Genomic DNA, 26,303 nt, shown 5'->3' on the forward strand with positions numbered 1-26,303 from the left:
GATGTCCTTGGCATCGAGGCGGGCCCGCGGGCGTGGTGCCGGTGGCCACCCCGCTGAGAGGCGTGGACGAGCGCGACGCCCGCGCGCGTAGTACTTGTGGGTGAGGTGGGCCGACCCGCACGGGCAGACGCTTCGATCGCGGGGGCCGGTCGCGATGAAGGAGCGCGGGATGAGCGAGGTCATGAACAACCCCCAGGGCCAGCCCGACGCTGACGCCGAGCGCCTGCAGAACCTGGGCTACACGCAGGAGCTCTCGCGGGTGCTGAGCCTGTTCGACAACTTCAGCGTCGCGTTCTCCTACCTCTCGCCGATGGTCGGCGTGTACTCCCTGTTCGTCCTCGGGCTCGGCTCCGCCGGGCCGCTCTACCTGTGGCTGATGCCGCTGGTCGTGCTCGGGATGCTCATGGTGGCGCTGGTGTTCGGCGAGCTCGGCAGCCACTACCCGGTGGCCGGAGCGATCTACCAGTACGGCAAGTACTCGGTCAGCGCGGGATACGGCTGGTGGGTCGGCTGGCTCTACGGCATGGCGCTGCTCGTGACCGTGGCCAGCGTCGACACCGGCGTGGTGAGCTACGTGACGGCCCTGTCGGACCAGTGGTTCGGCACGAAGATGGACCCGACGAACAGCACGACGATCCTCGTCATCACCATCATCCTCATCCTGATCCAGACCACGATGAACGCGGTCGGCGCCAAGCTGATGAGCCGGGTGACGGCGTTGGGTGTCTACGTCGAGACGATCGGCACGTTCGGCGTCGCCATCGCCCTGGCCGTCGTCGGCTTCCACCACGGCTTCGGGTTCCTGTTCAAGACGGCCGGCGCGCAGTACCCCGCCACCAACCCGCTCGGCATGAACTTCCACGGCAACTGGCTGACCGGCGCCGCCCTCGTGGCGGTCCTCGCCCACGTCTACATCTTCTACGGCTTCGAGTCCGCCGGTGACATCGCCGAGGAGACCAAGGACGCCTCCCGTCAGGTGCCGCGCGCGATGCGCTCGGCCCTGGTCTACGGCGGGGTCGCCTCGTTCGTCCTGGTCGCCGGGCTGATCCTGGCCACCCCGAGCAGCGCCAAGGGGTATGCCGCGGTGTTCTCCGGCGGTGGCGTCCCCGGCATCCTCAGCGACCTGCCGCAGTGGCTGCAGGACTTCTTCCTCGTGATGGTCATCATCGCGTTCTTCTCCTGCGGCACGGCAGTGCAGGGGGCGGGCGCCCGACTGGCGTTCTCCTTCGCCCGCGACGGTGCGGTGCCGGCCCACAAGTGGGTGGGTCACATCTCCCCGCGCTTCCACACGCCGGTCAACGCCATCATCATCGGCGCCATCGTCCCGATCGCGTTCTCCCTGATGGTCAACATCAACCCGTCCTCGGACGTGAAGATCCTCTGGTTCACCTATCCGAAGGGGATCAACGCCCTCTTCGTGCTGGTGTCGTTCGGCGTCTCCGGCATCTACCTGTCGTTCATGCTGACCGTCATCGGGTCGATGATCGCCCGGGCCCGGGGGTGGGTCCCCGAGGGTGCGTTCCGACTCGGGCGGTGGGGCTGGCTGGTGAGCTGGCTGGCGCTGGCCTACCTGGTGGTGATGCTCATCAACATCGTGGCGCCGACGGGGCTGTCGAGCCCACGGGCGTTCTTCAACTACGACTGGATCACGTTCGTGGTCATGGTGGGGATCGCCCTGGTCGGCGGCATCTACTTCGTCATCGCCCGGCCCGACCGCGCGTTGAAGGCGCACCTGCACGACGAGCTCGAGCCGACCGCCGCCGAGCGCGAGTAACCCTCAACCCCTCGACCGAACGCACCAAATCCGCCGTTTCGAGGCTCCGAGGACCCCGGAACGGCGGATTTGGTGCGTTCGGTGGGAAGAGGTGGAGCGCAGGCCGGTATGCCGCGCCGGTGTCAGAGGGGCGCGAAGCCGGTGAGGTGGATGACCGCCTCGCCGAGCTCGTCCGAGGTGGCGAGGTCGACCTCGGCCGTGATCCCCCAGTCGTGGTCGCCCTCAGGGTCGTCAATGACCTGGCGGACCAGCCAGCGTCCGGGCTGCTCCTCCACCTGGAACATCTTCGGCCCGCGGGCGTCGCCGTCCGTGCCGATCGAGTCGTGCTCGGCGTAGTAGGTCGCCAGCGCGTCCTGCCAGCGGTCGGCGTCCCAACCGGATCCGGCGTCGAGCTCGCCCAGGTCGATCCACCGGCGCAGCGCCGCCAGCTCGACCCGCCGGAACATCGCGTTGCGCACGAGCACGCGAAAAGCCCTGTGGTTCTTGGTGATCGGGCGCGGCTGGTCGCCGACCTCCCCCGGCCGCGGCGCCTGTCCGGGCTCCAGCGACCCGTCGGTCAGCTGCTCCCACTCATCGAGCAGGCTGGAGTCGGTCTGGCGCACCGTCTCCCCGAGCCACTCGATGAGGTCGGCGAGCTCCTCGGTCTTGAGGCTGTCCGGCACCGTCTGGCGCAGCGCCTTGTAGGCGTCGCTGAGGTAGCGCAGCACCGCCCCCTCCGAGCGGGCCAGGCCGTAGTAGCCGACCAGCTCGGTGAAGGTCATCGCCCGCTCGAACATGTCGCGCACCACCGACTTCGGTGACAGCGCGTCCTCGGGAACCCACGGATGGCCCTTGCGGTACATCGCCATGGCCGACTCCAGCAGCTCCACCAGCGGCTTGGGCCAGGTGACCTCGTCGAGCAGCTCGAGGCGCTCGTCGTACTCGATCCCCTCGGCCTTCATCTCCGCCACGGCCTCGCCGCGAGCCTTGAACTGCTGGGCCATCAGCACCTGGCGCGGGTCGTCGAGCGTGGCCTCGACCACCGAGACCACGTCGAGGGCGAACGTCGGCGAGTCCTGGTCGAGCAGCTCGAACGCGGCCAGCGCGAAGGTGGACAGCGGCTGGTTGAGCGCGAAGTTGGCCTGCAGGTCGACGGTCAGGCGCACGGTGCGGCCGGTCTCGTCGGGTGGGTCGATCCGCTCGACGACCCCGGCGGTGAGGAGCGCGCGATACATCTGGATGGCGCGGCGGGCCAGGCGCGCCTGGGCCGGATGCTCCTCGTGGTTGTCCCGGACCAGCTTGCGCATCGCGGCGAACGGGTCGCCCGGGCGGGTGATGACGTTGAGCAGCATCGAGTGGCTGACCCGCATGCGCGAGACCAGCGCCTCCGGGTCGGCGGCGACGAGCCGGTCGAAGGTGTGCTCGCTCCAGGTGACCGTGCCCTCCGGCGGCTTCTTGCGCTGGACCTTGCGCCGCTTCTTGGGGTCGTCGCCGGCCTTGGCCAGGGCGCGCTCGTTCTCGATGACGTGGTCGGGCGCCTGGACCACCACGGTGCCGGAGGTGTCGTAGCCGGCGCGTCCCGCCCGGCCGGCGATCTGGTGGAACTCCCGAGCCTTGAGCACCCGCTGGCGGGACCCGTCGAACTTGGTCAGGCCGGTCAGCACGACGGTGCGGATCGGCACGTTGATCCCCACGCCGAGGGTGTCCGTGCCGCAGATGACCTTGAGCAGACCGGCCTGCGCGAGCTGCTCGACGAGGCGGCGGTACTTGGGCAGCATCCCGGCGTGGTGGACGCCGATCCCGTGGCGCACCAGGCGGGACAGCGTCTTGCCGAAGCCCGCGGCGAAGCGGAACCCGCCGATGAGCTCGGCGATCCGGTCCTTCTCCTCGCGCGTGCACACGTTGAGGCTGAGCAGTGACTGGGCCCGCTCCAGCGCCGCCGCCTGGGTGAAGTGGACGACGTAGACCGGCGCCTGGTGGGTGGTGAGCAGCTCCTCGAGCGTCTCGTGCAGCGGGGTCAGCACGTAGCTGAACGACAGCGGCACGGGGCGCTCGGTGTTGGTGACCAGCGCCGTGGCTCGTCCGGTGCGGCAGGTCAGGTCGTCCTGGAAGCGCGAGACGTCGCCCAGGGTCGCCGACATCAGCAGGAACTGCGCCTGCGGCAGCTCCAGCAACGGCACCTGCCACGCCCAGCCGCGGTCGGGCTCGGAGTAGAAGTGGAACTCGTCCATGACCACCTGGCCGATGTCGGCGTGCGACCCCTCGCGCAGCGCGATGTTGGCCAGCACCTCGGCGGTGCAGCAGATGATCGGGGCCTGGGCGTTGACGCTGGCGTCGCCGGTGAGCATGCCGACGTTGGCCGCCCCGAACACCTCGCACAGCGCGAAGAACTTCTCCGACACCAGCGCCTTGATCGGGGCGGTGTAGAAGGTGCGCTGCCCCTGGGCCAGGGCGGCGAAGTGGGCGCCGGTGGCGACCAGGCTCTTGCCCGAGCCGGTCGGCGTGGCCAGCACGACGTTGGCGCCACTGACCAGCTCGATGAGCGCGTCCTGCTGCGCCGGGTAGAGCTCGAGGCCCCGCTCACCGGCCCAGTCGACGAAGGCGTCGAAGAGGGCGTCGGGCTCGGGCGGGGTCGGGATCCGGTCGGCGAGGCTCATGAGGCCCCCATCGTCGCGGTTCGGCGGCGCAGAACACCAATCGGTATGCCGCGCGGCCGGGCCCCCCGACCGAGGGTCAGTTTCGTGCCAATTCCGGACAATACCCCGCGAGTCGTATTTGACTGAATAACACGGCTGTGAGCAAAGGCGTGGTCAAGAAAGGGAATCGTATTCCCCGAACTATTCCACCCCTATTTCCAAACCTGAGTCAGGACTCGTCCAACCACGTCATTTGGAGGAGGCGGGCAGACCTAGCGTCCTCCTCAATCGCGGACCTCCCCGCGGGACCATCCGTCCCAGGAAGGGGCACCCCCATGCTCGCTCGACTCGTCAAGCTCCAGCTGGCCCTGAAGTCCGACCGCGGCGCCACCGCCGTGGAGTACGGCCTGATGGTCGCGCTCATCGCCATCGTCATCATCGGCGCCGTCACCCTGCTCGGCGGCAACCTGTCCAGCCTGTTCAACACCGCGTCCTCGAAGGTCACCGTCACCTCCTGAGGCCAGGACATGAGGCGCACGTCCCCCGGCCGGTCGTCAACCCCCTGCCGGCGACCCGACCGGGGGCTGCGCCGTCCCATTTGCCCGACAACGCCAATATCAGGCGAAATCGCCCACATTGTCAACAGCTTTCTCATAGCCCAACGAAATATCCCCCTGCCGGCACCGAAGAATGCACCCCGAATTCACTTCGCGGCGACATTTCCTGCGGTTCCCCCCGGTAGGGGAATTCCCTGGAGGAGGTGTCCGTGGCCCGTCGGCTGATCGTCGTGCTGGCCGCTGTCGTCGCCGCCCTCGTCGGCTTCGTGGCGGTGGTCCTCTACGCACGGGGCGCCGACCAGCGCGCCCTCGCCGGGCAGACCACCACCGAGGTCTACGTCGCCCAGCAGGTCGTCCCGGCCGGCACCACCGCCGCCGACGCGGTCAGCCGGGGCCTGATCACCCGCACCCGGGTCATGACCGAAGGCGTCCCCGCCGGGGCGCTGCAGACCGTCGACGACCGGACCCGCCCCCTCGTCGCCACCACCGACATCGCCGCCGGGGAGTTCGTCCTGGCGAGCCGCTTCGGTGCGATGCCGCTGGCGCAGAAGGCGATCGCCGTGCCCGCCGGGCAGGTGGCGGTCGCGGTGCAGCTGGCCGACCCCGCCAAGGTCGCCACGTTCCTCACGCCCGGCTCCCACGTGGTCCTCTACGACTCCTACGAGCCCGCCTCCGGCCAGCGGGCGACCCGCGTGCTGCTGCCCGACGTCCTCGTCATCGCGGTCGGCGCCAGCGTGCTCGCCCCGGGCAGCACCGCGCCGCCCGGGGGCGCCTCGGGGCCGGTCCCCCTCACCGTCGCCGTACCCCCCGCCTCCGCGCTGCGGCTCGTCCACGCCGTGCAGACCGGCACCCTGTATGCCGGGCTGCTGGGCGTCGACAGCCGCATCGACACCCGCGCCGAGGTCGACAACGCCACGCTCTTCCCCCGCTGACCAGGAGCGCGCCCATGACCATCCTCTGGAGCACCGACCCCTCCGCCGCCCAGACCTACCACTATGCCGTCGGCGGCCAGCTCCGGACCGCCGACTCGGCCCAGGCTGTCTGGCGCGAGCTCGTCGCCCAGGAGCTGCTCGTCGTGGCCGGGCCCGACGTCGACCTGCAGGCCGTGTGCGAGCTGGCCGAGCGGGTCCGGGTGGAGCGGCCCGAGGCCGGGGTGCTGCTGCTGCGGCGTCGCCTCGAGGTCCCGGTGCTGGCCCAGGCGCTGCGCTCCGGCATCCGTGAGGTCCTCGTCGCCGACGACCTCAGCGCCCTCTCCCTGGCCTGCACCCGCAGCCTGGACATCTCCCGCCGGATGGCAGGCGCCGGCGCGGCCCAGGAGCGCACGGGCACGATCGTCACGGTGTTCGCGGCCAAGGGCGGCTGCGGCAAGACGACGATCGCCACCAACCTGAGCGCGCACCTCGCCTCGCTGGGCAAGCGGGTCCTCATCGTCGACCTCGACCTGGCCTTCGGGGACGTGGCCATCAGCCTCCAGCTCGACCCGGAGCACTCGGCTGCCGACCTCATCGCGATGACGGGACACCTCGACGCCGACGGCGTCGCCTCCGTCGTCACCCGGCACGACAGTGGCCTGGAGGCGGTCTGCGCCCCCAGCAGCCCGGCGGACGCCGACCGGATCAGCGGAGCAACCATCAGCGAGCTGCTGCAGGTCGCCCGCCACGTCTACGACTTCGTCGTCGTCGACACGCCACCGGCCTTCACCGAGCACACGCTCGCCGCCTTCGACATCGGCGACATCGCGATCCTGCTGGCCACCCCGGACATCCCGGCGGTCAAGAACCTGCGCCTCGCCCTGAACACCCTCGACCTGCTCGGCCACCCCCAGGACTCGCGGGTGGTCGTGCTCAACCGCGCCGACGCCAAGGTCGGCCTGCACCTGCCCGACGTGGTGAAGGCCATCCGTGCCCGCATCGCCGCCTCGCTGCCGAGCAGCTCCGCCGTGCCCGCGTCGATCAACCGCGGCGTGCCGATCGTCCTGGACGAGCCGAAGCACGCGTTCAGCACGGCCCTGCGTTCCCTGGCCGAGCACCACGTCCTGACCCGCACCCCCATCGCCCCGGTCGGTCCGCACCCCGAGCTCGAGGTCCCGATGCCGCGACGCCGTGACCTGCGCAAGCGGCGCCGCCAGGTCACCCCGTGAACCTCGCCGCGCGCCTCGAGCAGAGCCGGCCGACCCACCCCACGCCGGCGGGTCCGGGCGCGCCTGCCGGCGCCGCCCACCAGCACGTCGTGCCCCTGCCGGTGCGCGACCCCTTCGCCGGCGTGAAGGCCGGCGTCCACCGGGGGCTGCTGGAGTCCCTCGGGCCCAAGCTCTACGACCCCCACCTCGAGCAGGCCGAGCTCGACGTGCTCGTGCGCCACACCCTGCAGGCCGTCCTGGACGCCGAGCAGACGCCGCTGTCGGCGGCCGACCGCACCCGGATCGCCCAGGAGGTCACCGACGAGATCCTCGGCCACGGGCCGCTGGAGCCGTTGCTGCGCGACGGCGAGATCACCGAGATCATGGTCAACGGCCCCGAGAGCATCTTCGTGGAGCGCTCCGGGCACATCCACGCCGTCGAGGCCAGGTTCGCCGACGACGTCCACCTGCGCCGCACGATCGACAAGATCGTGGGGCGCATCGGACGCCGGGTGGACGAGTCCAGCCCGATGGTCGACGCCCGCCTGGCCGACGGTTCCCGCGTCAACGCGGTCATCGCCCCCATCGCGCTGGACGGCAGCCTGCTGACCATCCGCAAGTTCTCCCCAGACCCGTTCACGGACCAGGACCTCATCGCCTTCGGGACCATGACCCCGCAGGTGCGCGACTTCCTCGAGGCCTGCGTGCGTGGCCGGCGCAACATCGTCATCAGCGGTGGCACGGGATCGGGCAAGACCACGCTGCTCAACGTGATCTCCGGCTTCATCCCCGACGACGAGCGCATCCTGACCATCGAGGACGCCGCCGAGCTCCAGCTGCGCCAGCGCCACGTCCTGCGGATGGAGTCGCGCCCGGCCAACACCGAGGGGCGCGGGCAGGTGAGCATCCGCGACCTCGTGCGCAACGCCCTGCGGATGCGCCCGGACCGCATCGTCGTCGGCGAGGTCCGTGACGGCGCCGCACTGGACATGCTCCAGGCGATGAACACCGGCCACGACGGGTCGATCACCACCGTCCACGCCAACAGCCCGCGAGACAGCCTGTCCCGCCTGGAGACCATGGTGCTCATGGCCGGCGTCGAGCTGCCGGTGCGGGCGATCCGCGACCAGGTGGCCAGCGCGGTCAACCTCATCGTGCAGCAGGCCCGGCTCAAGGACGGGTCGCGCCGGATCACCGCCATCACCGAGGTCGAGGGCATGGAGTCCGACGTCATCACCCTCCAGGACCTGTTCGTCTTCGACTTCGCCGCGGGGATCGACGACTCCGGCCGGTTCCGGGGCGGCCTGGTCAGCACGGGCCTGCGCCCCAAGTTCGCCGGGCACCTGCAGGACCTCGGCGTGGACCTGCACCCGGCGATGTTCGTGCGGGGTCGCGGATGAGCCCCGCCGACCCCGTCTGGCTGGTCTGGGGCCCACCGGCGCTGGTCGGCGGCGCCCTGGCCGCAAGCGTCCTTGCCCTCGGAATGCCGCGCGGCGGCACCGCGACGGACCGTCGCCTGCGCTCCATCGAGCGCTACGTCGAGGGCACCGGACGGGCGATGCCGCAGGACACCGACCGGCCCAGCAGGCTGAGCACGACGCTGACCGACCTGGGCGAGCGCGCGGCGGCCGGGCGTTCGTCGACGGCCCGGACCTCGGCCCTGCTCGAGCGGGCGGACCTGCCGTGGCGCACCGGGGAGTGGGTGGTGCTGCGGGTCGTGGCCGTGATCGTGGGAGTGGCGCTGGGGCTGTTGATGATCCACGGCAGCATCCCGGCGAACCTGATCGGTCTCCTCCTGGGCGGCGGCCTCGGCGCGCTGACCCCGGTGGTGTTACTGCGGGTCAGCGCCAGCCGTCGCGCGCGGAAGTTCGAGAGCCAGCTGCCGGACGTCCTGACCCTGGTCGCCAGCAGCCTGCAGACCGGCTTCTCGCTGCTCCAGGCGCTCGACGCCGTCGCCCAGGACGTGGCCGAGCCCTCGGCCAAGGAGCTCTCGCGCGCCCTGGCGGAGACCCGGATCGGCGCGGACATCGGCGAGAGCCTCGACCGCATGGCCGACCGCATGGACAGCAACAACCTGCGCTGGACGAGCATGGCGATCGGCATCCAGCGCCAGGTCGGGGGCAACCTCGCGGAGACGCTGCGCACGACCGCCACCACGCTGCGCGACCGCGAGTCCCTCCACCGGCACGTCCGCGCCCTCTCGGCCGAGGGACGCCTGTCGGCATACGTGCTCATCGCCATGCCGGTGGGGATCTTCCTGTACATGACCCAGGTGAACCGTCCCTATGTGTCGCTGCTGTGGACCACCCCGCTGGGGCTGGTGCTGTCCGTCGTGGGTCTGGTCATGCTCGCCATCGGCATGGTCTGGATGCGTCACGTGGTCAACGTGGAGGTCTGACCATGCTGCTCTGGGTCGGTGCCGCGTCCCTGGCGACGAGCCTGCTGCTCGTCGTCCTCGCGCTGGGCTCGGGCAGCGCCCCCGTGACCGGCACGGCGCGCAGCCTGGCGCTGATCGAGGGCTCGGTCGCCGCCCACGACGTCGCGCGCGCCGAGCTCGCCGCCACCGACCGGCTGGCGCGACCGTTCCTGGCTGCGATGCGCGCCCTGGCCCTGCGCCTGTCGCCGTCCGGGTCCGCGGCACGCCTGAACCGGTCCCTGGACCGCGCGGGCAACCCCCCGGCATGGAGCCTGCAGCGGCTGCTGGCGGTCAAGGGGGCGGCGTTGCTCGTCGGTTCAGGGGTCGGCCTGCTCTTCGGCGGGATCAGCCTGCGCGGCGTCTTCCTGCTCCTCGTCGGCGGCGCCGTGGGGTTCCACCTGCCCGACCTGCTGCTGCACAACACCGGCCTCCGCCGTCAGGAGGAGCTGCGCAAGGGACTGGCCGACGCCCTCGACATGCTCACCGTCTGTGTGGAGGCCGGTCAGGGCTTCGACGCGGCACTGAGCCAGGTCGCCCGCTCGGTGACCGGCCCGGTGGCCGGGGAGTTCGCCCGGGTGCTGCAGGAGATCCAGATCGGCCGTTCGCGAGGGCAGGCGTTCGCCTCCTTGGGCGAGCGCAGCACCGTGCCGGAGATCAAGACGTTCGTCAGCTCCCTCGTGCAGGCCGACCGGCTCGGCCTGCCGATCGGCGGGGTGCTGCGCCAACAGGCCCAGCAGATGCGTCTGGTGCGTCGGCAGCGCGCCGAGGAGAAGGCGCAGAAGGTGCCGGTGAAGATCCTCTTCCCGATGCTGCTGGGCATCTTCCCGGCGCTGTTCATCGTCATCATCGGCCCCGGCGCGATCCGGATGGTCGCGACATTCAGCGGGTTGCAGCAGTGACCCCACGGCGGAGGCTCACCCGGTCGCAGGCGGTGCGCGCCGCCCGAGGTCGGGTGCGTTCCTGCCGCCGCGAGACCGGTGCCGTCGCGGTCGAGATGGCGCTCGTCCTCCCGCTGCTGCTGTTCATCCTGTGCGGGATCATCGACCTCGGACGAGCGTTCAACACCCAGATCCAGCTCAGCCAGGCCGCCCGCGAGGGTGCGCGGCTCGTGGCCATGCAGTCCCCCTCCGACGTCGTCGCGAGGGTCCAGCAGGCGGCGCCCGGGCTGACCAACCCGGCGCCCACCGTGAGGGTCGACTTCCTCGACGCCTCCAACAACCCGGTGGTGGGGGCAACCGACTGCACCAGCGCGAACGTGGTGAACGCCCGGGTGACCGTCACGGTCGCCTTCAGCTGGATCACCGGGATCTCCGGGCTGGCCCGCCTGTTCGGCCCCGGCACCTTCCCCAACCCCACGCAGGAGAACGCGATCGGAGTGATGCAGTGTTCACGGCTCAACTGAGGGCCCTGCGGGGCGGGCGCCGGGAGGAGTCCGGGGCGATCGCGATGATCCTGGTCCTGCTGCTCACCACCGGCGTCCTCATGGGTGTGGCCGCCCTGAGCATCGACGTGGGGTCGTTGTACGCGCAGCGGCGCCAGGTCCAGAACGGCGCCGACGCCGCCGCCCTCGCCCTGGCGCAGACCTGCGCCCGGGACGCCGCGCGGTGCAACTCCTCGATGGTGCCGTCAATGGCCTCCCTGGCCGGGCTCAACGGCCAGGCGACCCTGGGCGACGTCAGCGCCACCGCGCCATACCCCCAGGGGATCTGCGTGCAGAACCTGCGCACCACCACCGACCTGCCCACGTGCACTGCCCCCACCGGCGCCCTGGTCGACTGCCCCGGGGTGCCGACGGCGATGGCCACCGTGCCCTACCTCGAGGTCCACATGCAGACCCTCATCTCCGGGGGGCACATCCTGCCCCCGATCGTCGCCCAGTCGCTCGGCTACGGAGGTGGCAACGTCGTGGCCTGTGCCCGCGCCGCGATCGCCGTGCCCGGCGCCGGACGGACGACCACCTTCCCCCTGACCATGTCCTACTGCGACTGGAAGAACGCCGTCGGCTGGCTGAGCGCCGACCAACCCGGGACGTTCCAGGCCGCCCCGAAGGGGCCGTGGCCGGGATACGGCGCGAGCAACCCCTGGCCCACGGCCGAGACCACGGTCAACACGGCCAAGGACGACACGGACACGTGCCCCACGTGGAACGGCCACACGGCACCCGGCGGCTTCTCGTGGCTCCAGACGACCACAGGCTGCTCCGCCAACGTCACCGGCGGGTGGGTCATCGGGGTCCCCGGCAACAACTACCTCTGCGACCTGACCGCCTACTACGGCAAGCTCGTCGCGCTGCCCATCTTCGACTGCCTCTCCCTCGCCCCGGTGACCATCACCCCCACCACCGACTGCACCAGCGCCCACGGCACCGCCACCAACTACCACATCGTGGGGTACGCGCCGTTCTACGTCAGCGGCTGGCGCTTCAGCGGCAGCACCCAGAACTCGGTCCGGCCACCGAACCAGGCGCCCAGCTGCCCGGGCACCGGGAACAGCGGACGATGCCTGAGCGGCTGGTTCACGCATGCGGTGCTCAACGACCTCCCGCCGGCCGACCCCGGCGACACCACCCCGGGGTTCGGCGGCTACGTCGTCCTGCCCGCGGGGTAGCCGGCGCCCAGCCGTGCCGCCGCGCCTGGCCGGGCAGGCGTCACGCCGGCCGCCGGGTCACTCCGGCGTGATGCGCAGCAGGACCCGTCGAGCCTCGCCGGAGCGGAGCAGCCGCTCGACCGCCATGACCACGCGGAACTCCAGCCCGTACTTGCTGCGGATGAGGTCCGTCAGGCGGCTCGTGGTCGCCTCGTCGGTGATGATCGCGGCGGTGCCCGTGACCGGGCGGGCGCCGGCGTCGACGCGACCGCGGCGGCTGCAGGGCTGCAGCTCCACGCGGGCGTCGTGGCGCAGCCGCTTGACCTTGCCGCTGCCCTCGGGGGTGGTCACCACCAGTGCGTCACCGTCGCGGGCCACCCACACCGGGGTGGGCACGCCCGCGCCCGAGCGGCGGAAGGTGGTCAGGGAGACGAACCGCTGGTCGCCCAGCCCGGCGAAGGTGGTGTCGGTCGGCATGGGCCGACGTTACCCGCGCACCGGCACGACGGCGCGCGGTCAGACCCCGGCCGTATCGCGGTCGCGCACCTCGGCGACCGGCGCGTCCACGTGCGTCGTCGCCAGGTAGCCGACGACGCCGACGATGAGGACCGCCAGGGCCAGGGTGACCGGGCCGGTGCCCCAGCCCAGGCCCTGCCTCGAGGCCGGCACGCCCATCCAGTCGGCGAAGGACGCCCCCAGGGGGCGGGTCACGATGTAGGCGAACCAGAACGCGCTGACCGCGCCGAGCCCGAGCTTCCAGTGGGCGATCGCGGGAACCGCGATGACGACGGCGAACAGCACGCCGGAGGCCAGGTAGCCCAGGTGCAGCGTCGTGGCCGTCAGGTCGCCCGCGGCAGTGCCCAGCGCGAAGGTCGTCAGCACGGTGGTCCAGTAGAAGAGCTCGCGGCGGCGCGTGGTGATGCTGTGGATGGACAGCGTGCCCTCGGTCCGGCGCCACACGGCGAACACCGCGGCCAGGGTGAGGAGGAACGCCACGGTCGACACGGCATACGGGATGCCGAGGATGACGTGGACGACGTCCGCCGCCATGGTGCCGAAGACGCTGACCATGGCCACGGCCAGCCAGTAGACCCACGGGACGTAGCGGCGCGCGCGCAGCTGCAGCGCGAGCGCGACCGCCAGGCCGACGGCGCCCAGCCCGCCGGCCACGACCGGGTCGAGGTGGTGGGCGAGGAAGTCGGAGGCGGTCTCACCCATGCCGGTGGTGAGCACCTTGGCCACCCAGAACAGGACGGTGACCTCGGGGACGGTGCTCAGGGCGGTGCGGGGCTTCTCGACGGCGGTGGTGGATGTCGACACGGTGCGGGAGTGTGCCGAGACAACCTGAGAGGTTGGTGAACTCGCCGGCCAGGCGGTCGTTCAGGGGAGGTCGAGCTCGAGCCGCCAGATGGGCGTCCCCGGCTCGAGGAGCCAGAGCCGCTGGGCGTTGGCCCGGACCAGCCGGAGCGTGCCCAGGAGCAGGAGGGTGGCCAGGGGCAGCTCGAGCAGGAGGGCGGTGGCGATCGACTCCGGCAGGTCCGCGCGCCTCGCAGTCAGCACGTCGAACCACGCGTCGCAGACGAGCAGCACGCCCGAGGCGAACGACGTGAGGATGAGCAGCTGTCGCCGCAGCAGCGCGAAGACGACCGTGGCGGCGAGCATCGCGGCCAGGAGCAGGTCGAAGCCGGCCCAGGTCAGGTCCCAGTGCCGGGCGTCGTAGCGGTTGGGCAGCACCACGGCGAGGTAGCCGATCCACGGCAGCATGACCATCACCGCAGCGGCCAGCAGCACCACCCGGCTGCGGCCCCGGAGCAGCCCACCGCGCTGAGGGCGTTCCGGCGCGGGCCGGCTCAGCCGCCGGATCAGGTCCAGGCGGTCGGCCGGCGTCATGGTGCGGATCTGCTCGTCGGTCAGTCCTGGCTCGCCGTTCATGGCGCTCCGTCCTGTCGGGGGCATCGCACACCCACCCCAGCCCTCTTCCCCGCGGGCGCAGGTGCCCTCGGGGCGTGGGGCGATGGTACGGACGGCACCTGTGGGCGGCCATCCCGACGGAGTCGCCCCCGTGGCCGGTGCGGTCAGCCGACGTTCCTCGCAGCGGTGCCGGGCACCGGCTCGACCGGCGCCGGCTCGACGGGGTGGGGCACGACCGGTCCCACCTTCCCGGGCGACGGCTCGATCGACTGTGAGGTGACCCGACCCACGCGGTAGTCGCGGGGGTCCACGGCGTGGGTCTCGTCCCCGTCGACGTTCTCGAGCAGCAGCACGGCGAGGTCGTCGGTGAAGCGGCCGCCGGGCACGTGATCGCGCACGGCCCCCAGCACCTTGTCGAGCGCGTCCTCGACGGTCGACGTCCGGAGCAGAGCGGCGAGCGGCAGGACCGGGAGGAACTCGCCGCGCGCGTCCCGGGCCTCGCTGAGCCCGTCGGTGTAGAGCAGCAGGCGGTCGCCGGGGGTCCACGGCACGGTGACGGCCTCGAAGGAGCGGCCGAGGCCGAGCGGCAGGCCGGACGGCAGGTCCACCAGGGTCGACCCGTCGTGACAGGTGATGAGCAGCGGGTGCGGGTGCCCGCAGTTGACGAGCGTGACGTGGCCGCGGTCGGTGACCTGCAGCAGGAGCGCGGTGACGAACTCCTCGTCGTCCAGGAACGGGTCGATGTAGGCGCTCATCTCGGCGGCGACGGTGGCCAGGTCCCCCCCGCCGGCGGCGGACTGGCGGAACGCGCGGATGACCCGCGCCGCCTGCTCGACGGCACTCACCCCCTTGCCGCGGACGTCCCCCACGATGAAGCAGACGCGGTGGTCGGAGTGGAACCAGTCGTACAGGTCGCCACCGACCAGCGCGTCCTCCGCGGCAGACAGGTATCGCGCGCCCGCCGCCACCGACCCCACGTGCGTGGGGACCAGGGGCAGCATGGCGCGCTGGGCCACCTCGGCGATGCGCACCATCCGGTCCAGCTGCGCCTCCCGACGGACCCGCACCACGGCCAGGGCGACCGCCGCCAGGCTGACCAGGCCGACGTCGGCGACCCGCAGCCACATCTGCGCCGTGCCCCACGTGCCGTTCCGCACGCTGGTCAGCCCCACGAGCCCGACCGCGACCACCCCGAAGCCGGCCGTGGGCAGCGGCTCCAGCACGGCGCAGGCGATGAGGGGGCCGAGGGCGAACAGGATCGCCGGGACGAAGGCGGGCTTCCCGGCCGAGAGCTCCGCGACGAGGACAACGAAGAACCACAGCGCCGCGAGCCCGGCGCCGACCAGCTGACCTCGACGGTCGCCCTTCATCACCACATCCTCACCCTTTCGGCGCCGTACGTCCTCATCCCCCAGGGTGGGAGTCTCCACCCGAACGGCCCTTCCGGTGCCCGGACGCGCGGTGTTGCGCCGTCAGTGGTGCTGCGCCGTAACGCAGCACGACGGACGTCGTTGCCCGGGTAGCCGTTCGCAGGAGCACCCGTCGCACGATCCGCCGCCGAACCCGTGGAGCCCGACATGTCCCGCACGCTCGCCGTCGTCCTCGCCGCCGCTGCCGTCCTGGGCGGCACCGTGGCCTCCGCCCTTCCCTCGACCGCGGCGACCGGCCCGCTGCGCTACGTCGCCCTGGGTGACTCCTACAGCGCGGCGTCGGGCGTGCTGCCGCCCGACCCCACCGCCCCGCCGGCATGCCTGCGCTCGACGAGGAACTACCCGCACGTCATCGCCGGCGCGACCCACGCCCAGCTCACCGACGTCACCTGCGGCGCCGCCCAGACCAAGGACTACGCCGGCGCGCAGTACCCGGGGGTCACGCCCCAGCTGGACGCGGTCCGCCCGGACACCCAGCTGGTCACCATGACCATCGGCGGCAACGACAACAACACGTTCATCAACGCCATCACCCGCTGCGGGGCCGCCGGCGTCTCGACGCTGGGCACGGGCAGCCCGTGCCGGGACCGCTACGGCTCCTCGTTCGTCGACGACATCCGCACCAGCACCTACCCCGCCCTCGTCCGGGCGCTGTCGGCCGTGCGGGCGAAGGCGCCCGGGGCGCGGGTCGCGATCCTGGGCTACCCGTGGATCCTGCCCGAGCGTCAGGGCTGCTTCGACCGGATGCCGATCGCCACCGGTGACGTGCCCTACCTGCGCGGGATCGAGGCGACCCTGAACGACGCCGTACGACGCGCGGCGGCGGCCACGGGCGCGACCTACGTCGACCTGAGCGCGGTCTCCGAGGGCCACGACGCCTGCCAGGCCATCGGGGTGCGCTGGGTGGAGCCCGTCCTCCAGGGCACCAACCCGGTCATCGTGCACCCCAACGCCCTGGGCGAGTCCCGGATGGCGACGCAGACGATGGGGGTGCTCGGGCTGGGCTGACCGGCGCCGCCGGCCCAGGGCGCAGACCGCCGACACGTTCACCCGCGGTGGGTGATGCCGCCGGCGCGCGCGGCCTGCATCGTGGGGTCGGTGAGCTCCCCCGCCGCGCAGGTCGACCCGCTGGAGCACTTCCGCAGCCGTCGCTACCTCGGGCTGCTCGTCCTGGCCGCGGTGCTGGGCGCACCGATCGCGGCGCTGGCCTACGCCTTCCTCAGCCTGACGTCGTCCCTCCAGCGGTGGGTGTTCACTGACCTGCCGAGCGCGCTCGGCATCGACCCCTCCGCACTGTGGTGGCCCCTGGTCCCGGTCCCCCTGGCCGGCCTGGTGGTGGGCCTGGCCATCCGCTACCTGCCCGGGAAGGGCGGGGAGTCACCGGCCGACGGGATGCACACCGGTGGGGTGGCGCGGCCGGCGGCGCTGCCGGGCATCGCGATCGCCGCGATCGCGAGCGTCGGCCTGGGAGCGGTGGTCGGCCCCGAGGCCCCGCTGATCGCCCTGGGGGGCGGCCTGTCCTACCTCGCGGTGTGGTTGCGCCGGCGCGACCTGCCGACGCAGGAGGGCGCGGTCATTGCCGTCATCGGCAGCTTCGCCGCGGTGAGCACCCTGCTCGGCTCACCCCTGACGGGGGCGTTCCTGCTCATGGAGGCGGCAGGACTCGGCGGCGTGACCGCCTCGCTGGTCCTGGTGCCCGGGCTGCTCGGCGCCGGCGTGGGCGCCCTCATCTTCGTCGGCCTGGGCTCGCTGACCGGGCACGGCACCTTCTCCCTGGCCATCCCCGACATCCCCGGCACATCGGCACCCACCGCCGCCGAGCTCGTGTGGGCCGTCGCGGTGGGCCTCGTGGCCGCCCCGTGCTGCCTCGCGATCCGCTGGCTGGCACTCCGGGTCCGCGCCCTCGTCTTCCCACGGGTCGTCCTGCTCACCCCGGTGGCCGGCTTCGCCGTCGCCGCGCTGGCCGTCCTCTTCGCGTGGTCCACCGGCAAGCCGGCCAGCGACGTGCTCTTCTCCGGCCAGACCGCCCTGCCCCAGCTCGTGGACGACAACGCGGCCTACGCGGTGGGGGCCCTGCTCCTGCTGATCGCGTGCAAGGGGCTGGCGTACGTCGTGTCGCTGGGCAGCTTCCGCGGCGGCCCCACCTTCCCGGCCATGTTCATCGGTGCAGCGGTCGGTATCGCGCTCTCCCACCTTCCGGGTCTGGCCGCAATACCGGGGGTGGCCATCGGGATCGGCGCGTTCACCGCCGGGATGCTGCGCCTGCCCCTCACGTCCGTGCTGCTCACCAGCCTGTTCCTCGGGCAGGACGGCATCACCCTCATGCCGCTGACCATCATCGCCGTGGTGGTGTCGTACGTGCTGACCCAGCGGCTCACCCCCGCCCCCCGGCCGAGTGCGACGGCCGACGCCGCGACCACCCGAAGGTGACCGGCGGGCCTGCGACTCAGCTCAGCCCTCGGCGAGATCCTGCATCGCCTTGGCGAGGCGACGTTGCCGGGTCTCCGTCGTCTTCGCGCTCTCGAGCTGCTGCACCACCGCCTTGCGCCGGCTGGGCGAGAGGGAGTCGAACGCCTGCCGCGCTGGGCTGTCGGCCCCCAGAGCGGACGCGAGGTCCTCGGGGACCACGAGCTCCCTCGGCTGGTCATCGAGCAGCAGCTCGACCTCCACCTCGTCACCGGGGCGAAGGCCTGCGGCGGCGCGGTGCTCGGCGCTCACCGGGATCTTGGACACCCCGCGCATGGACCCCAGCGTGCTACGGAAGGTGTAGTCGTTGAGCACCACCACGACGGCCGGGCGCCGGCCACCACCCAGCCCCTCGACGACTGCGTCCGGGACCTCGATGCCCGTCGCCGTCCTGCCGTCCAGCTGCAGCGTCGCTCGAAAACGCATCGCCCGGCCCTCCTGACGTCCCTGCGCGCGGTTCGCGTGAGCTCATCATCGGCCTCGCCGGTGCCGGTCGCCACCGATCTCGGCATGCGGAGCCGCTCGGCGTGCTGGCGCACCTCCCGAAGCCTTGTGGCCCCTCCGCGGCGGGGGTTACGTTCGGGTGAGGCAGGGGACTTCTCGGGGAACGCGGTCAGGCACATGGGTACACGCCGCCGGCATCGGCCGATCGAGCAGCCGCGACGCGCCGCATCGCCCGCCGTGGGCGTGACGTGACGACCCCGCCCGCGGCGGCCGCCCCGGTGCAGGTGGCCTACGGTGAGCGCCACGGCCGGTGGGTGCTGGCCGCCACCGTGCTCGGCTCGTCGCTGGCATTCATCGACGCCACCGTGGTCAACGTCGCCCTGCCGCGGATCGGGGAGGCCCTGGGCGCACGCCTGTCGGACCTCACGTGGGTGATCAACGCCTACACGCTCACCCTCGCGTCGCTGATCCTGCTCGGCGGCTCCCTCGGGGACCGCCTCGGCCGCCGGCGGGTCTTCGTCGTGGGCGTGGTCTGGTTCGCCCTGGCGTCGCTGCTGTGCGGGCTCGCCCCCAACGTCCAGACCCTCATCGCGGCCCGGGGACTCCAGGGCGTCGGCGGTGCGCTCCTGACACCGGGCAGCCTGGCCATCCTGCAGTCCTCCTTCCGGCCGGAGGACCGGGGACGGGCGATCGGGGCCTGGTCGGGCCTCGCGGGGATCGGCGGCGCGGCCGGCCCGTTCATCGGCGGCTGGCTGGTGCAGGTGAGCTCCTGGCGCTGGATCTTCTTCATCAACCTGCCCGTGGCCGTCGCCGTCGTGCTCATCGCCCAACGCCAGGTGCCCGAGACCCGCGACCCGATGGCCCCGCGGCACGTGGACGTGGCCGCGGCGGTGCTGGGGGCGGTCGGCCTGGGCGGCGTCACCAACGGGCTGATCGCCTGGCAGAACACGGGACCGGGCAACGCCGCCGTCCTGGTGTCGCTGCTGGCCGGCGTGGCCGGCCTCGTCGGGTTCGTCGTCCGCGAACGCACGGCCGCCGAGCCGATGCTCCCGCTCGACATCTTCGCCTCCCCGATCTTCCGCGCGACCAACGCCGCGACGTTCGCCATCTACGCGGCGCTCGGGGGCGTGTTCTTCTGGCTCGTGCTCCAGCTCCAGGTGGTGGCCGGGTTCTCCCCCATCGCCGCGGGGTTGGCGTTGTTGCCCGTCACCGGCCTGATGCTCGTGCTGTCCGCGCGCATGGGTGGCCTCGCCCAGCGGATCGGTCCGCGGATCCCGATGACGGTGGGGCCGCTGCTGTGCGCGGTGGGGGTCGCCGGCCTCACCCGCCTGGGTGCCGGCGCGTCATACCTGACGGACGTGCTGCCGCCGGTCGTCATCTTCGGGCTGGGACTCTCGGCGACGGTCGCGCCGTTGACCGCAACAACCCTGGCCGCAGCCCCGGAGCAGCATGCCGGCCTCGCCAGCGGCGTCAACAACGCGGTGGCGCGCGTGGCGGGCCTGCTGTGCGTGGCGGTCCTCCCCCTGGTCGCGGGCCTCAGCGGTGAGGCCTACCACGACCCTGCCCTGCTGGAGCCGGCCTTCCGGACCGCGATGTGGGTCTGTGCCGGGCTGCTGGTGGCCGGCGCAGTGCTGTCCGCGCTCTTCGTCCGGCAACCCGCGGCCGAGCCCTCGGAGCCCACGGCCCGTCGGTACTGCCCGGTGGACGGGCCGCCGCTGCAGGAGTGCCCGCGTCAGGGGCCCCTGGCAGGTGCCGGGCGGGAGTCGGCGACCTGACCGCTCCGGGGCCCTCGCCGGCGTCCCTGCGATCCAGCACACCGGCGTGCTCCTTTGATGCTTCTCTCAGGTTCCGGGGCCAGAGTGGCCGGTTCCCGTTGACCCAAGGCACGTCGTGCCGAATGGAGGGCTTGTGAACTGGCGTGACAAGGCGGAATGCCTCCGCACGGACCCTGAGCTGTTCTTCCCGGTCGGGACGACCGGGCTGGCGCTCATCCAGGCCGACGCGGCCAAGCGGGTGTGCCAGCGGTGCCCGGTGCAGGAAGAGTGCCTGCGCTGGGCCCTGGACAGCCGCCAGGAGACCGGCATCTGGGGTGGCACCGACGAGGAGGAGCGGCGGCTCATCCGCCGCCGGCAGGCCCGGGAAGCGCGCCGGGTCGCCTCCTGACCGGACCCGGAGGCCGTCGCCTCACACCGGGCGGTCCGGCGATCCCGGTGGTCAGGACCGGCGGACCGCCAACGCGGCGACGTCGTCGTCCCGGGAGACGTCCCGCAGGTCGCTGACCAGCTGGTGCAGGGCCACGGACAGGTCCAGGTCGGTCAGGAGCGCCATCGCCGCGTCCATGCGCTGCTGTCCCCGGTCAATGTCCTCGTCCCGCCGCTCGATGAGGCCGTCGGTGAAGGCCACCAGGGTGTCGCCGCCTTCGAGGGGCACCGTCAGCTCCTGGCGAGGGTGCTCCGAGATGCCGAGCGGCGGGCCGCTGGCGAGCGGAAGCTGCTCGGGGGTTCCGTCCCGGCGGAGCAGCACCGGGGGTGGGTGACCGGCGTTGGCCACCACGAGCTCTCCCCGCACCGGATCGGCGACCATGTACACGAGGGTGACCAGCTGGTCGGTGGGGTACTGCTCGAACATCAGGTCGAGCCGCCCCATCACGGTCGCGGGGGCGGGGTCCAGGGCCGCGTAGGCGCGGACCGCTGCCCTCATCTGGGCCATCGCGGCCGCGGCGCCGACGCCACGACCCATGACGTCACCGACGAAGAGCACCAGGCGGCCGTCGCCGAGGGGGATGGCGTCATAGAAGTCGCCGCCGACCTCGGTGCGCCCGGAGGGGCTGTAGTAGCTGGCCAGCTCCCAGCCGGGGACGACGGGCAGCGACTCGGGCAGCACGGCGTGCTGGAGCTGGTCTGCCGCCGCCAGGGTCTGGCTGTGGAGCTCGGCGTTGTCGATGGCGATCGCGGCCCGCTTGGCCAGGTCCTCGGCGAGGGCGAGGTCGTCGGGGCCGTAGAGCCGGTCGGACTCCGCCGAGACCCAGGTGATGACCCCCAGCACCCGTCCCCGGGCCACCAGCGGCACGGTCAGCCCGCTGCGCAGCTGCAGCTCGCGGGCGATGCGCAGGTGCTCCTCGTCGATGGCGGCGGCGACCAGCATCTCGTCGGTGACTTCGCGGACCAGCTCGCTGCGACCGGTGCGCATGACGTTCCAGGCCCCGCTCGGGGCGTCCGGGTCGGCGGGGTAGCGCTGCTCGAGGTCGATCGCGAGCTGGACCTTGGCCGGGTCCACGTGCTCCACCGCGAGACGGTTGAGGCGACCATCCTCGACCAGGTCGATGGCGCACCAGTCGGCGAAGGTCGGGACGGCCAGCCGGGCGACCCTGGCCAGCGTGGTCTGGTAGTCCAGGCTGCTGCTCAGCTCCGTGGCGGCGTCGGCGAGGAAGACCAGCTTGGCGGTCTGCTTCGCCGCCGCCTCCTGGGCGCTGATGCGCTCGAGGGCCTGGGCGCAGGTGTCGGCCAGGATCTCGAAGAACTCCAGCTCGGCCGAGTCCACGGACCGCGCCCCGGGGAAGGAGAGCCCGATTGCTCCGATGGTCCGCGTGGTCACCGTCAGCGGCAGACACACGATGGAGCGCTCACCGCGGTCGGACTCGGGGTAGCGCTGCGCGATCTCTGTGGCCCCCGTCAGGACGAGGCGCTGCCCCGTGCGGACCACGTCGCTGAGCGGCGTCCGGCGATCGAGGGGGAAGCTCGCCCACCGCTCGGCCTCGCCCTCGTCGCCACCGCGCAGCCCCACCAGCCGCAGCGTCTCAGCGCCGTCGAGCAGGGCCAGCGAGGCCATCGTGGCGCCCACCGCGTCCGCGCTGTGGGCGATGACGATCTTGGTCACCGACTCGACCGTGTCGGCGGTGGCCAGCTCTGCGGTGACTCGGGCCAGCCGCGTCAGCCGGTCGCCCAGGTGGCGCGCCGCCCGCGAGCCGCCCTCGCTCGGGGGGTCCGGAAGCACCGGCCCATCATGCCGGGTAGCCCGTGGACCGTGTCCACTGATCGAACGTATTCGCGTGAGATGCCGCCAGCCCGCCCGGCACGGCATGCGGCGTGAGAGCATCGGCATCGGGTGCGCTCCTCAGGCACCCCGAGCCCTGGCTGAGGGGTCGGACGCGGGTCCCAAAGGGGGCGAAAGATGTGCTACCACGCCACCAAGCCGTTGCCGCCTGAGCCGCACTCGGCCCCGGCAGCACGGGAGTTCCTGCGGCGCTGCTACCGCGACTGGGGACTGACGGCGATGGTCGAGGACTCCGAGCTGGCCCTGTCCGAGCTGGTCACCAACGCCGTGCTGCACGCCCGCACCCCGCTGCTGGTGAGCATCAGCTGCGCCGACTCGGTCGTCGAGCTGGCGGTCTTCGACGGCACGCCGACGCGGCCGACGATGCGACCACACCGATCGGACCTGGCCGGCGACCTGGCGGCGGCCCACGCTCTCGAGGCCGAGCTGGACGAGGTCCCTCATGAGCGGGACCCGCGGCTGCACGTGGGGCCGGCCGGATCGGTCACCGGTGGGCGTGGCCTGCTCGTCGTGGACGCCGTGGCCGCCCAGTGGGGAGTCAGCCCGCTCAGCGACGGCAAGGCGGTCTGGGCCCGCACCCCCGTGTTCGACGGCTGGGAGCCGGCCGCCCCCTGCCCGTGCTCCGCCTCGGACCAGGCGCTCACCCTGGCCTCCGGCCACCCTGTCGTCGAGTGCTGACGCACCCACTCGTCCGGGGCGCTCCCGCCGTGAGGGCCAGGGCCGTCGACCCCTGATACCGGCTCCACCCCGCGCCTATGCTGCGAGCTAGCGGTTCCCACCGTCCCTCCAGCCTCCCCGCGGCAGGCGACGAGGTCGCCCGAAGGCCGAGGTCATGACCAGACCGACCATCCTGACCGTCGACGACGACCCCCTGGTCTCGGCTGCCATCAGCCGGGACCTGCGCAGCCGCTACGGCGGCGACTACCGCGTGGTGCGCGCGACCTCGGGCGCGGAGGCGCTGTCGGTCCTGGCCGAGCTCGCGCTGCGGGACCAGCCGGTCGCCCTCATCGCCGCCGACCAGCGGATGCCGCGGATGACCGGGACCGAGATGCTGGAGCAGGCCCGCAGCCACGCCCCTGGGGCCAAGCTCCTGCTGCTGACCGCGTACGCCGACACGGACGTGGCCATCACGGCGATCAACGACATCGGCCTGGACTACTACCTGCTCAAGCCATGGGACCCGCCCGAGGAACGCCTCTACCCCGTCGTCGACGACCTGCTGGGTGACTGGGTCCAGGAGCACCCGGACCACACCGCCGACGTGCGGGTGGTCGGGCACCGGTGGTCCGAGCGCAGCTACGAGCTCAAGACCTTCCTCGCCCGCAACCACGTGCCCTACCGCTGGTACGACATCGAGCGTGACACGGAGGCCCAGCGGCTGGCCGGGCTCGCGCAGGCGTCGGCAGACGACCTGCCCCTGGTGCTCCTCCCCGACGGCGACGCCCTGCGCGCGCCGTCGACCCTCCAGCTCGCCGGCGCTCTCGGGCTGCGCACCAGCGCGCAGCAGCCGCTGTATGACGTGTGCATCGTCGGCGGGGGGCCGGCCGGCCTGGCCGCCGCGGTGTACGCCGCCTCGGAGGGGCTGAGCACCGTCGTCGTGGAGCGCGAGGCGCCCGGTGGACAGGCGGGCCAGAGCGCCGCCATCGAGAACTACCTGGGCTTCCCCAAGGGGCTGTCGGGCTCCGACCTCACCCAGCGCGCCCTGGCGCAGGTGTTCCGGTTCGGCGCCGAGGTGGTGCTGGCGCGCGACGTCGTCGGCTTCGAGACCCGCGGGCCGGTCCGGGCCGTGCTGCTCGAGGGCGGCGACGCGGTCGAGGCCCGCGCGGTCGTGGCGGCCACCGGCGTCTCCTACCGGCGCCTCGAGGCGTCCGGGCTGGCCGAGCTCACCGGCCGGGGGTCTACTACGGCGCGAGCGCCAGCGAGGCGGCCCAGTGTCAGGGGGACGACGTCTACGTCGTCGGCGCCGCCAACTCGGCGGGGCAGGCGGCGCTGAACCTTGCCCGCTTCGCCAAGCGCGTGGTGCTGCTGGTCCGCGGCCCCACGCTCGAGCTCACCATGTCGCGCTACCTCATCGAGCGGATCATCGCGGCGGCCAACATCGAGGTGCGCTTCCGCTGCGAGGTGGGCGCCGCACGGGGTGAGGGCCACCTGGAGTCGCTGGTGCTGGTCGACCGCGACTCCGGCGCGACCGAGGAGGTGCCCACCAGCTGGCTCTTCGTCTTCATCGGCGCCTCGCCGCGCACCGAGTGGCTCGGGCCTGACGTGGTGCGGGACGACAAGGGCTTCGTCGTCACCGGGCAGGACCTCCTCGGCCCGGCGCACGGGTCCGCATGGCGGTTGCCGCGCCCCCCGTTCGTCCTCGAGACGAGCGTTCCGGGCGTCTTCGCAGCGGGCGACGTGCGCCTGGACTCGATGAAGCGGGTCGCCTCGGCCGTCGGCGAGGGGGCCATGGCCGTCTACCTCGTCCACCGCTACCTGGCGACGGTCTGATGCGCGTCGAGGACCTGCGCCCGCTCGCCATCTTCGAGGGCCTGACCGACGACCAGCTCGGCGAGCTGCTCGAGGCCGGCACCGAGGTGCGCATCGAGCCGGGTGTGGACCTGTTCCGCGAGGGCGAGCACGCCGACCACTGGTGGGTGCTGGTCGACGGCGCGATCCACCTGGTGCGCCACGTCGGCCGCGAGGAGACGGTCGTGGGGAGCATGGACGTGCCGGGCCGCTGGGCGGGAGGGTTCCGTGCCTGGGACGAGCACGGGGTCTACCTCGCGACCGGGCGGGGGCGGACCGAGGGGCGGGTGCTCCGGGTGCCGGCCCAGGCGCTGCGCGAGCGGTCCTTCGCCTGGTTCCCCTTCGCCGGCCACCTCATCGAAGGCCTCTACGGCACCGCGCGCTCCATCGAGTCGACGGTGCGGCAGCGGGAGGCCCTGGTCACCCTCGGGACCCTCGCCGCGGGCCTGGCCCACGAGATCAACAACCCGGCGGCCGCGGCGTCCCGGGCGGTCGCGGCGCTGGAGGACGCCTGCCGCACGCTGCTGTCCTCCCTCGGCCGGCTGGCGCACGACGAGATCTCGGCCCGCCAGTTCACCGCGCTCGACGAGCTGCGCCGCGAGGTCGAGCCGGGCGCCGGGCCCCGGGACCCGCTGGCCGCCGCCGACCTCGAGGACGCGCTGGCGGCGTGGCTGACCGATCGCGGCGTGGCGGCGGCCGGCACCCTCGCGCCGACCCTGGCCGACGCCGGGGCCGACCTCGACTGGTGCGCGCGGGCCGCGGACGCACTCGAGGGGTCCACGCTCGAGCCGGGCCTGGAATGGGTGGCCAGCACCCTTGCGGCGTCCACGCTGCTGGCCGAGGTGCGCGAGTCCACCCGCCGGGTCTCCGACCTCGTCGCGGCCGTCCGCTCCTACTCGCAGATGGACCGGGCCTCGATGCAGCTCGTCGACGTCACCGACGGCCTCGAGAGCACCCTGGTGATGCTCGGTCACAAGCTGCGCGACGGCATCACGGTCGTGCGGGACTACGGCTCCGGGGTGCCCCGCGTGGCCGCCTATGCCGGCGAGCTCAACCAGGTGTGGACCAACCTCATCGACAACGCCGTCGACGCGATGGGCGGGGTCGGCACCCTCCAGCTGACCACCCGGGGTGAGGACGGCAGCGTCGTCGTCGAGGTCGCCGACACCGGGCCGGGGATGCCTCCGGCCGTGGCGGCGCGGGCGTTCGAGGCGTTCTACACGACCAAGGAGGTCGGCCAGGGCACGGGACTCGGCCTCGACATCGCCCGGCGCATCATCGAGGAGCGCCATGGCGGCGCCATCAGCATCGACTCCGGCCCCGGCCACACAGTCCTGCGGGTGCGCCTCCCGCTCCCCTCCCCGGACGCACCAAGGACACCGGAGCACGACCCGGCTCGTCCCTGAGGCGGGCGATCCCGGTCC

At 72.5% G+C, this 26,303-nt stretch carries 23 protein-coding genes and 1 pseudogene; 17 read left to right on the forward strand and 7 right to left on the reverse strand.

Annotated features, from left to right (window positions below):
* Positions 1–169: 169 nt before the first annotated feature.
* Positions 170–1,774: an APC family permease gene (locus FB474_RS16230; protein ID WP_141789588.1), complete on the forward strand. Its 1,605-nt coding sequence runs from the start codon at positions 170–172 to the stop codon at positions 1,772–1,774.
* 122 nt (positions 1,775–1,896) lie between these two features.
* Here the strand turns inward: FB474_RS16230 and FB474_RS16235 are convergent, their stop codons facing one another.
* Positions 1,897–4,410 carry a DEAD/DEAH box helicase gene (locus tag FB474_RS16235; protein ID WP_141789589.1) on the reverse strand — a complete coding sequence of 838 codons (2,514 nt, stop codon included), beginning with the start codon at positions 4,408–4,410 and terminating at the stop codon, positions 1,897–1,899.
* A gap of 314 nt (positions 4,411–4,724) precedes the next feature.
* Between FB474_RS16235 and FB474_RS16240 the strand changes: the two genes are divergently transcribed.
* The 8 genes from FB474_RS16240 (at position 4,725) to FB474_RS16275 (ending at position 12,088) form a co-directional block, all read left to right on the forward strand.
* Positions 4,725–4,907 carry a Flp family type IVb pilin gene (locus FB474_RS16240; protein WP_141789590.1) on the forward strand — a complete coding sequence of 61 codons (183 nt, stop codon included), beginning with the start codon at positions 4,725–4,727 and terminating at the stop codon, positions 4,905–4,907.
* 248 nt (positions 4,908–5,155) lie between these two features.
* A complete protein-coding gene (gene cpaB, locus FB474_RS16245) occupies positions 5,156–5,878 on the forward strand; it encodes a Flp pilus assembly protein CpaB (protein WP_141789591.1) in 723 nt (240 codons plus the stop codon).
* Positions 5,879–5,892: 14 nt separating this feature from the next.
* Complete coding sequence (locus FB474_RS16250; RefSeq protein ID WP_141789592.1) at positions 5,893–7,086, forward strand: CpaE/TadZ family protein; 1,194 nt, start codon at positions 5,893–5,895, stop codon at positions 7,084–7,086.
* Complete coding sequence (locus tag FB474_RS16255; RefSeq protein WP_141789593.1) at positions 7,083–8,465, forward strand: TadA family conjugal transfer-associated ATPase; 1,383 nt, start codon at positions 7,083–7,085, stop codon at positions 8,463–8,465. The genes FB474_RS16250 and FB474_RS16255 overlap by 4 nt, the downstream gene beginning before the upstream one ends.
* Complete coding sequence (locus FB474_RS16260; RefSeq protein ID WP_141789594.1) at positions 8,462–9,463, forward strand: type II secretion system F family protein; 1,002 nt, start codon at positions 8,462–8,464, stop codon at positions 9,461–9,463. Before FB474_RS16255 ends, FB474_RS16260 begins: the two co-directional genes overlap by 4 nt.
* 2 nt (positions 9,464–9,465) lie before the next feature.
* Complete coding sequence (locus tag FB474_RS16265) at positions 9,466–10,380, forward strand: type II secretion system F family protein (protein ID WP_141789595.1); 915 nt, start codon at positions 9,466–9,468, stop codon at positions 10,378–10,380.
* A 53-nt stretch (positions 10,381–10,433) separates the two neighbouring features.
* Positions 10,434–10,883, forward strand: coding sequence for a TadE/TadG family type IV pilus assembly protein (locus FB474_RS16270; protein WP_141789596.1), 450 nt, complete (start codon positions 10,434–10,436; stop codon positions 10,881–10,883).
* Complete coding sequence (locus FB474_RS16275) at positions 10,865–12,088, forward strand: pilus assembly protein TadG-related protein (protein ID WP_141789597.1); 1,224 nt, start codon at positions 10,865–10,867, stop codon at positions 12,086–12,088. Before FB474_RS16270 ends, FB474_RS16275 begins: the two co-directional genes overlap by 19 nt.
* Positions 12,089–12,145: 57 nt before the next feature.
* On the opposite strand, the gene FB474_RS16280 is transcribed toward FB474_RS16275, so the two are convergent.
* From FB474_RS16280 to FB474_RS16295, 4 genes are all read right to left on the reverse strand, one after another.
* A complete protein-coding gene (locus tag FB474_RS16280; protein ID WP_141789598.1) occupies positions 12,146–12,544 on the reverse strand; it encodes a PPOX class F420-dependent oxidoreductase in 399 nt (132 codons plus the stop codon).
* A 39-nt stretch (positions 12,545–12,583) separates the two neighbouring features.
* The gene (locus FB474_RS16285) at positions 12,584–13,387 is read right to left on the reverse strand and encodes a COG4705 family protein (protein WP_246092229.1); all 804 of its coding nucleotides are present in this window, start codon (positions 13,385–13,387) and stop codon (positions 12,584–12,586) included.
* A gap of 60 nt (positions 13,388–13,447) precedes the next feature.
* Positions 13,448–13,999 carry a hypothetical protein gene (locus FB474_RS16290; protein ID WP_141789599.1) on the reverse strand — a complete coding sequence of 184 codons (552 nt, stop codon included), beginning with the start codon at positions 13,997–13,999 and terminating at the stop codon, positions 13,448–13,450.
* A 143-nt stretch (positions 14,000–14,142) separates the two neighbouring features.
* Positions 14,143–15,348, reverse strand: coding sequence for a PP2C family protein-serine/threonine phosphatase (locus tag FB474_RS16295; RefSeq protein ID WP_141789600.1), 1,206 nt, complete (start codon positions 15,346–15,348; stop codon positions 14,143–14,145).
* Between the two features lie 207 nt (positions 15,349–15,555).
* Here FB474_RS16295 and FB474_RS16300 point away from each other — a divergent pair, with 207 nt between their 5' ends.
* Both FB474_RS16300 and FB474_RS16305 read left to right on the forward strand, forming a co-directional pair.
* Positions 15,556–16,416, forward strand: a complete 861-nt coding sequence (locus tag FB474_RS16300; RefSeq protein WP_141789601.1) for an SGNH/GDSL hydrolase family protein — start codon at positions 15,556–15,558, stop codon at positions 16,414–16,416.
* Between the two features lie 90 nt (positions 16,417–16,506).
* Positions 16,507–17,838, forward strand: coding sequence for a chloride channel protein (locus FB474_RS16305; protein WP_246092230.1), 1,332 nt, complete (start codon positions 16,507–16,509; stop codon positions 17,836–17,838).
* 21 nt (positions 17,839–17,859) lie between these two features.
* On the opposite strand, the gene FB474_RS16310 is transcribed toward FB474_RS16305, so the two are convergent.
* Complete coding sequence (locus tag FB474_RS16310; protein WP_141789603.1) at positions 17,860–18,300, reverse strand: YdeI/OmpD-associated family protein; 441 nt, start codon at positions 18,298–18,300, stop codon at positions 17,860–17,862.
* A 266-nt stretch (positions 18,301–18,566) separates the two neighbouring features.
* Here FB474_RS16310 and FB474_RS16315 point away from each other — a divergent pair, with 266 nt between their 5' ends.
* Positions 18,567–20,093: an MFS transporter gene (locus tag FB474_RS16315; protein WP_141789604.1), complete on the forward strand. Its 1,527-nt coding sequence runs from the start codon at positions 18,567–18,569 to the stop codon at positions 20,091–20,093.
* A gap of 133 nt (positions 20,094–20,226) precedes the next feature.
* Complete coding sequence (locus tag FB474_RS16320) at positions 20,227–20,481, forward strand: WhiB family transcriptional regulator (protein ID WP_141789605.1); 255 nt, start codon at positions 20,227–20,229, stop codon at positions 20,479–20,481.
* 51 nt (positions 20,482–20,532) lie between these two features.
* Here FB474_RS16320 and FB474_RS16325 read toward each other — a convergent pair whose 3' ends face one another.
* The gene (locus FB474_RS16325; RefSeq protein ID WP_185746197.1) at positions 20,533–22,311 is read right to left on the reverse strand and encodes a GAF domain-containing SpoIIE family protein phosphatase; all 1,779 of its coding nucleotides are present in this window, start codon (positions 22,309–22,311) and stop codon (positions 20,533–20,535) included.
* Between the two features lie 177 nt (positions 22,312–22,488).
* Here FB474_RS16325 and FB474_RS16330 point away from each other — a divergent pair, with 177 nt between their 5' ends.
* From FB474_RS16330 to FB474_RS16340, 4 genes and pseudogenes are all read left to right on the forward strand, one after another.
* On the forward strand, positions 22,489–23,049 hold the full coding sequence (locus tag FB474_RS16330; protein ID WP_141789607.1) for an ATP-binding protein: 561 nt from the start codon (positions 22,489–22,491) through the stop codon (positions 23,047–23,049).
* A 154-nt stretch (positions 23,050–23,203) separates the two neighbouring features.
* Positions 23,204–24,364 carry an NAD(P)/FAD-dependent oxidoreductase gene (locus FB474_RS21435; RefSeq protein ID WP_342778135.1) on the forward strand — a complete coding sequence of 387 codons (1,161 nt, stop codon included), beginning with the start codon at positions 23,204–23,206 and terminating at the stop codon, positions 24,362–24,364.
* Positions 24,346–24,861: pseudogene (locus tag FB474_RS21440) on the forward strand (NAD(P)/FAD-dependent oxidoreductase); the annotation flags it as partial. The gene FB474_RS21435 and the pseudogene FB474_RS21440, both read left to right, overlap by 19 nt.
* On the forward strand, positions 24,861–26,285 hold the full coding sequence (locus FB474_RS16340) for a sensor histidine kinase (RefSeq protein WP_141789608.1): 1,425 nt from the start codon (positions 24,861–24,863) through the stop codon (positions 26,283–26,285). The pseudogene FB474_RS21440 and the gene FB474_RS16340, both read left to right, overlap by 1 nt.
* Positions 26,286–26,303: the final 18 nt, after the last annotated feature.

It is taken from the genome of Oryzihumus leptocrescens (assembly GCF_006716205.1).
GTDB classification, from domain to species: domain Bacteria; phylum Actinomycetota; class Actinomycetes; order Actinomycetales; family Dermatophilaceae; genus Oryzihumus; species Oryzihumus leptocrescens.

What these genes read in the sequence shown, in the direction of transcription:
- FB474_RS16235 (WP_141789589.1), bottom strand. Translation starts at nt 4,410, where the DNA reads ATGAGCCTCGCCGACCGGATCCCGACCCCGCCCGAGCCCGACGCCCTC.
- FB474_RS16240 (WP_141789590.1), top strand. Translation starts at nt 4,725, where the DNA reads ATGCTCGCTCGACTCGTCAAGCTCCAGCTGGCCCTGAAGTCCGACCGC.
- FB474_RS16250 (WP_141789592.1), top strand. Translation starts at nt 5,893, where the DNA reads ATGACCATCCTCTGGAGCACCGACCCCTCCGCCGCCCAGACCTACCAC.
- FB474_RS16310 (WP_141789603.1), bottom strand. Translation starts at nt 18,300, where the DNA reads ATGCGTTTTCGAGCGACGCTGCAGCTGGACGGCAGGACGGCGACGGGC.
- FB474_RS16230 (WP_141789588.1), top strand. Translation starts at nt 170, where the DNA reads ATGAGCGAGGTCATGAACAACCCCCAGGGCCAGCCCGACGCTGACGCC.
- FB474_RS16280 (WP_141789598.1), bottom strand. Translation starts at nt 12,544, where the DNA reads ATGCCGACCGACACCACCTTCGCCGGGCTGGGCGACCAGCGGTTCGTC.
- FB474_RS16260 (WP_141789594.1), top strand. Translation starts at nt 8,462, where the DNA reads ATGAGCCCCGCCGACCCCGTCTGGCTGGTCTGGGGCCCACCGGCGCTG.
- FB474_RS16265 (WP_141789595.1), top strand. Translation starts at nt 9,466, where the DNA reads ATGCTGCTCTGGGTCGGTGCCGCGTCCCTGGCGACGAGCCTGCTGCTC.
- FB474_RS16300 (WP_141789601.1), top strand. Translation starts at nt 15,556, where the DNA reads ATGTCCCGCACGCTCGCCGTCGTCCTCGCCGCCGCTGCCGTCCTGGGC.
- FB474_RS16340 (WP_141789608.1), top strand. Translation starts at nt 24,861, where the DNA reads ATGCGCGTCGAGGACCTGCGCCCGCTCGCCATCTTCGAGGGCCTGACC.
- FB474_RS16330 (WP_141789607.1), top strand. Translation starts at nt 22,489, where the DNA reads ATGTGCTACCACGCCACCAAGCCGTTGCCGCCTGAGCCGCACTCGGCC.
- FB474_RS16290 (WP_141789599.1), bottom strand. Translation starts at nt 13,999, where the DNA reads ATGAACGGCGAGCCAGGACTGACCGACGAGCAGATCCGCACCATGACG.
- FB474_RS21435 (WP_342778135.1), top strand. Translation starts at nt 23,204, where the DNA reads ATGACCAGACCGACCATCCTGACCGTCGACGACGACCCCCTGGTCTCG.
- FB474_RS16295 (WP_141789600.1), bottom strand. Translation starts at nt 15,348, where the DNA reads ATGAAGGGCGACCGTCGAGGTCAGCTGGTCGGCGCCGGGCTCGCGGCG.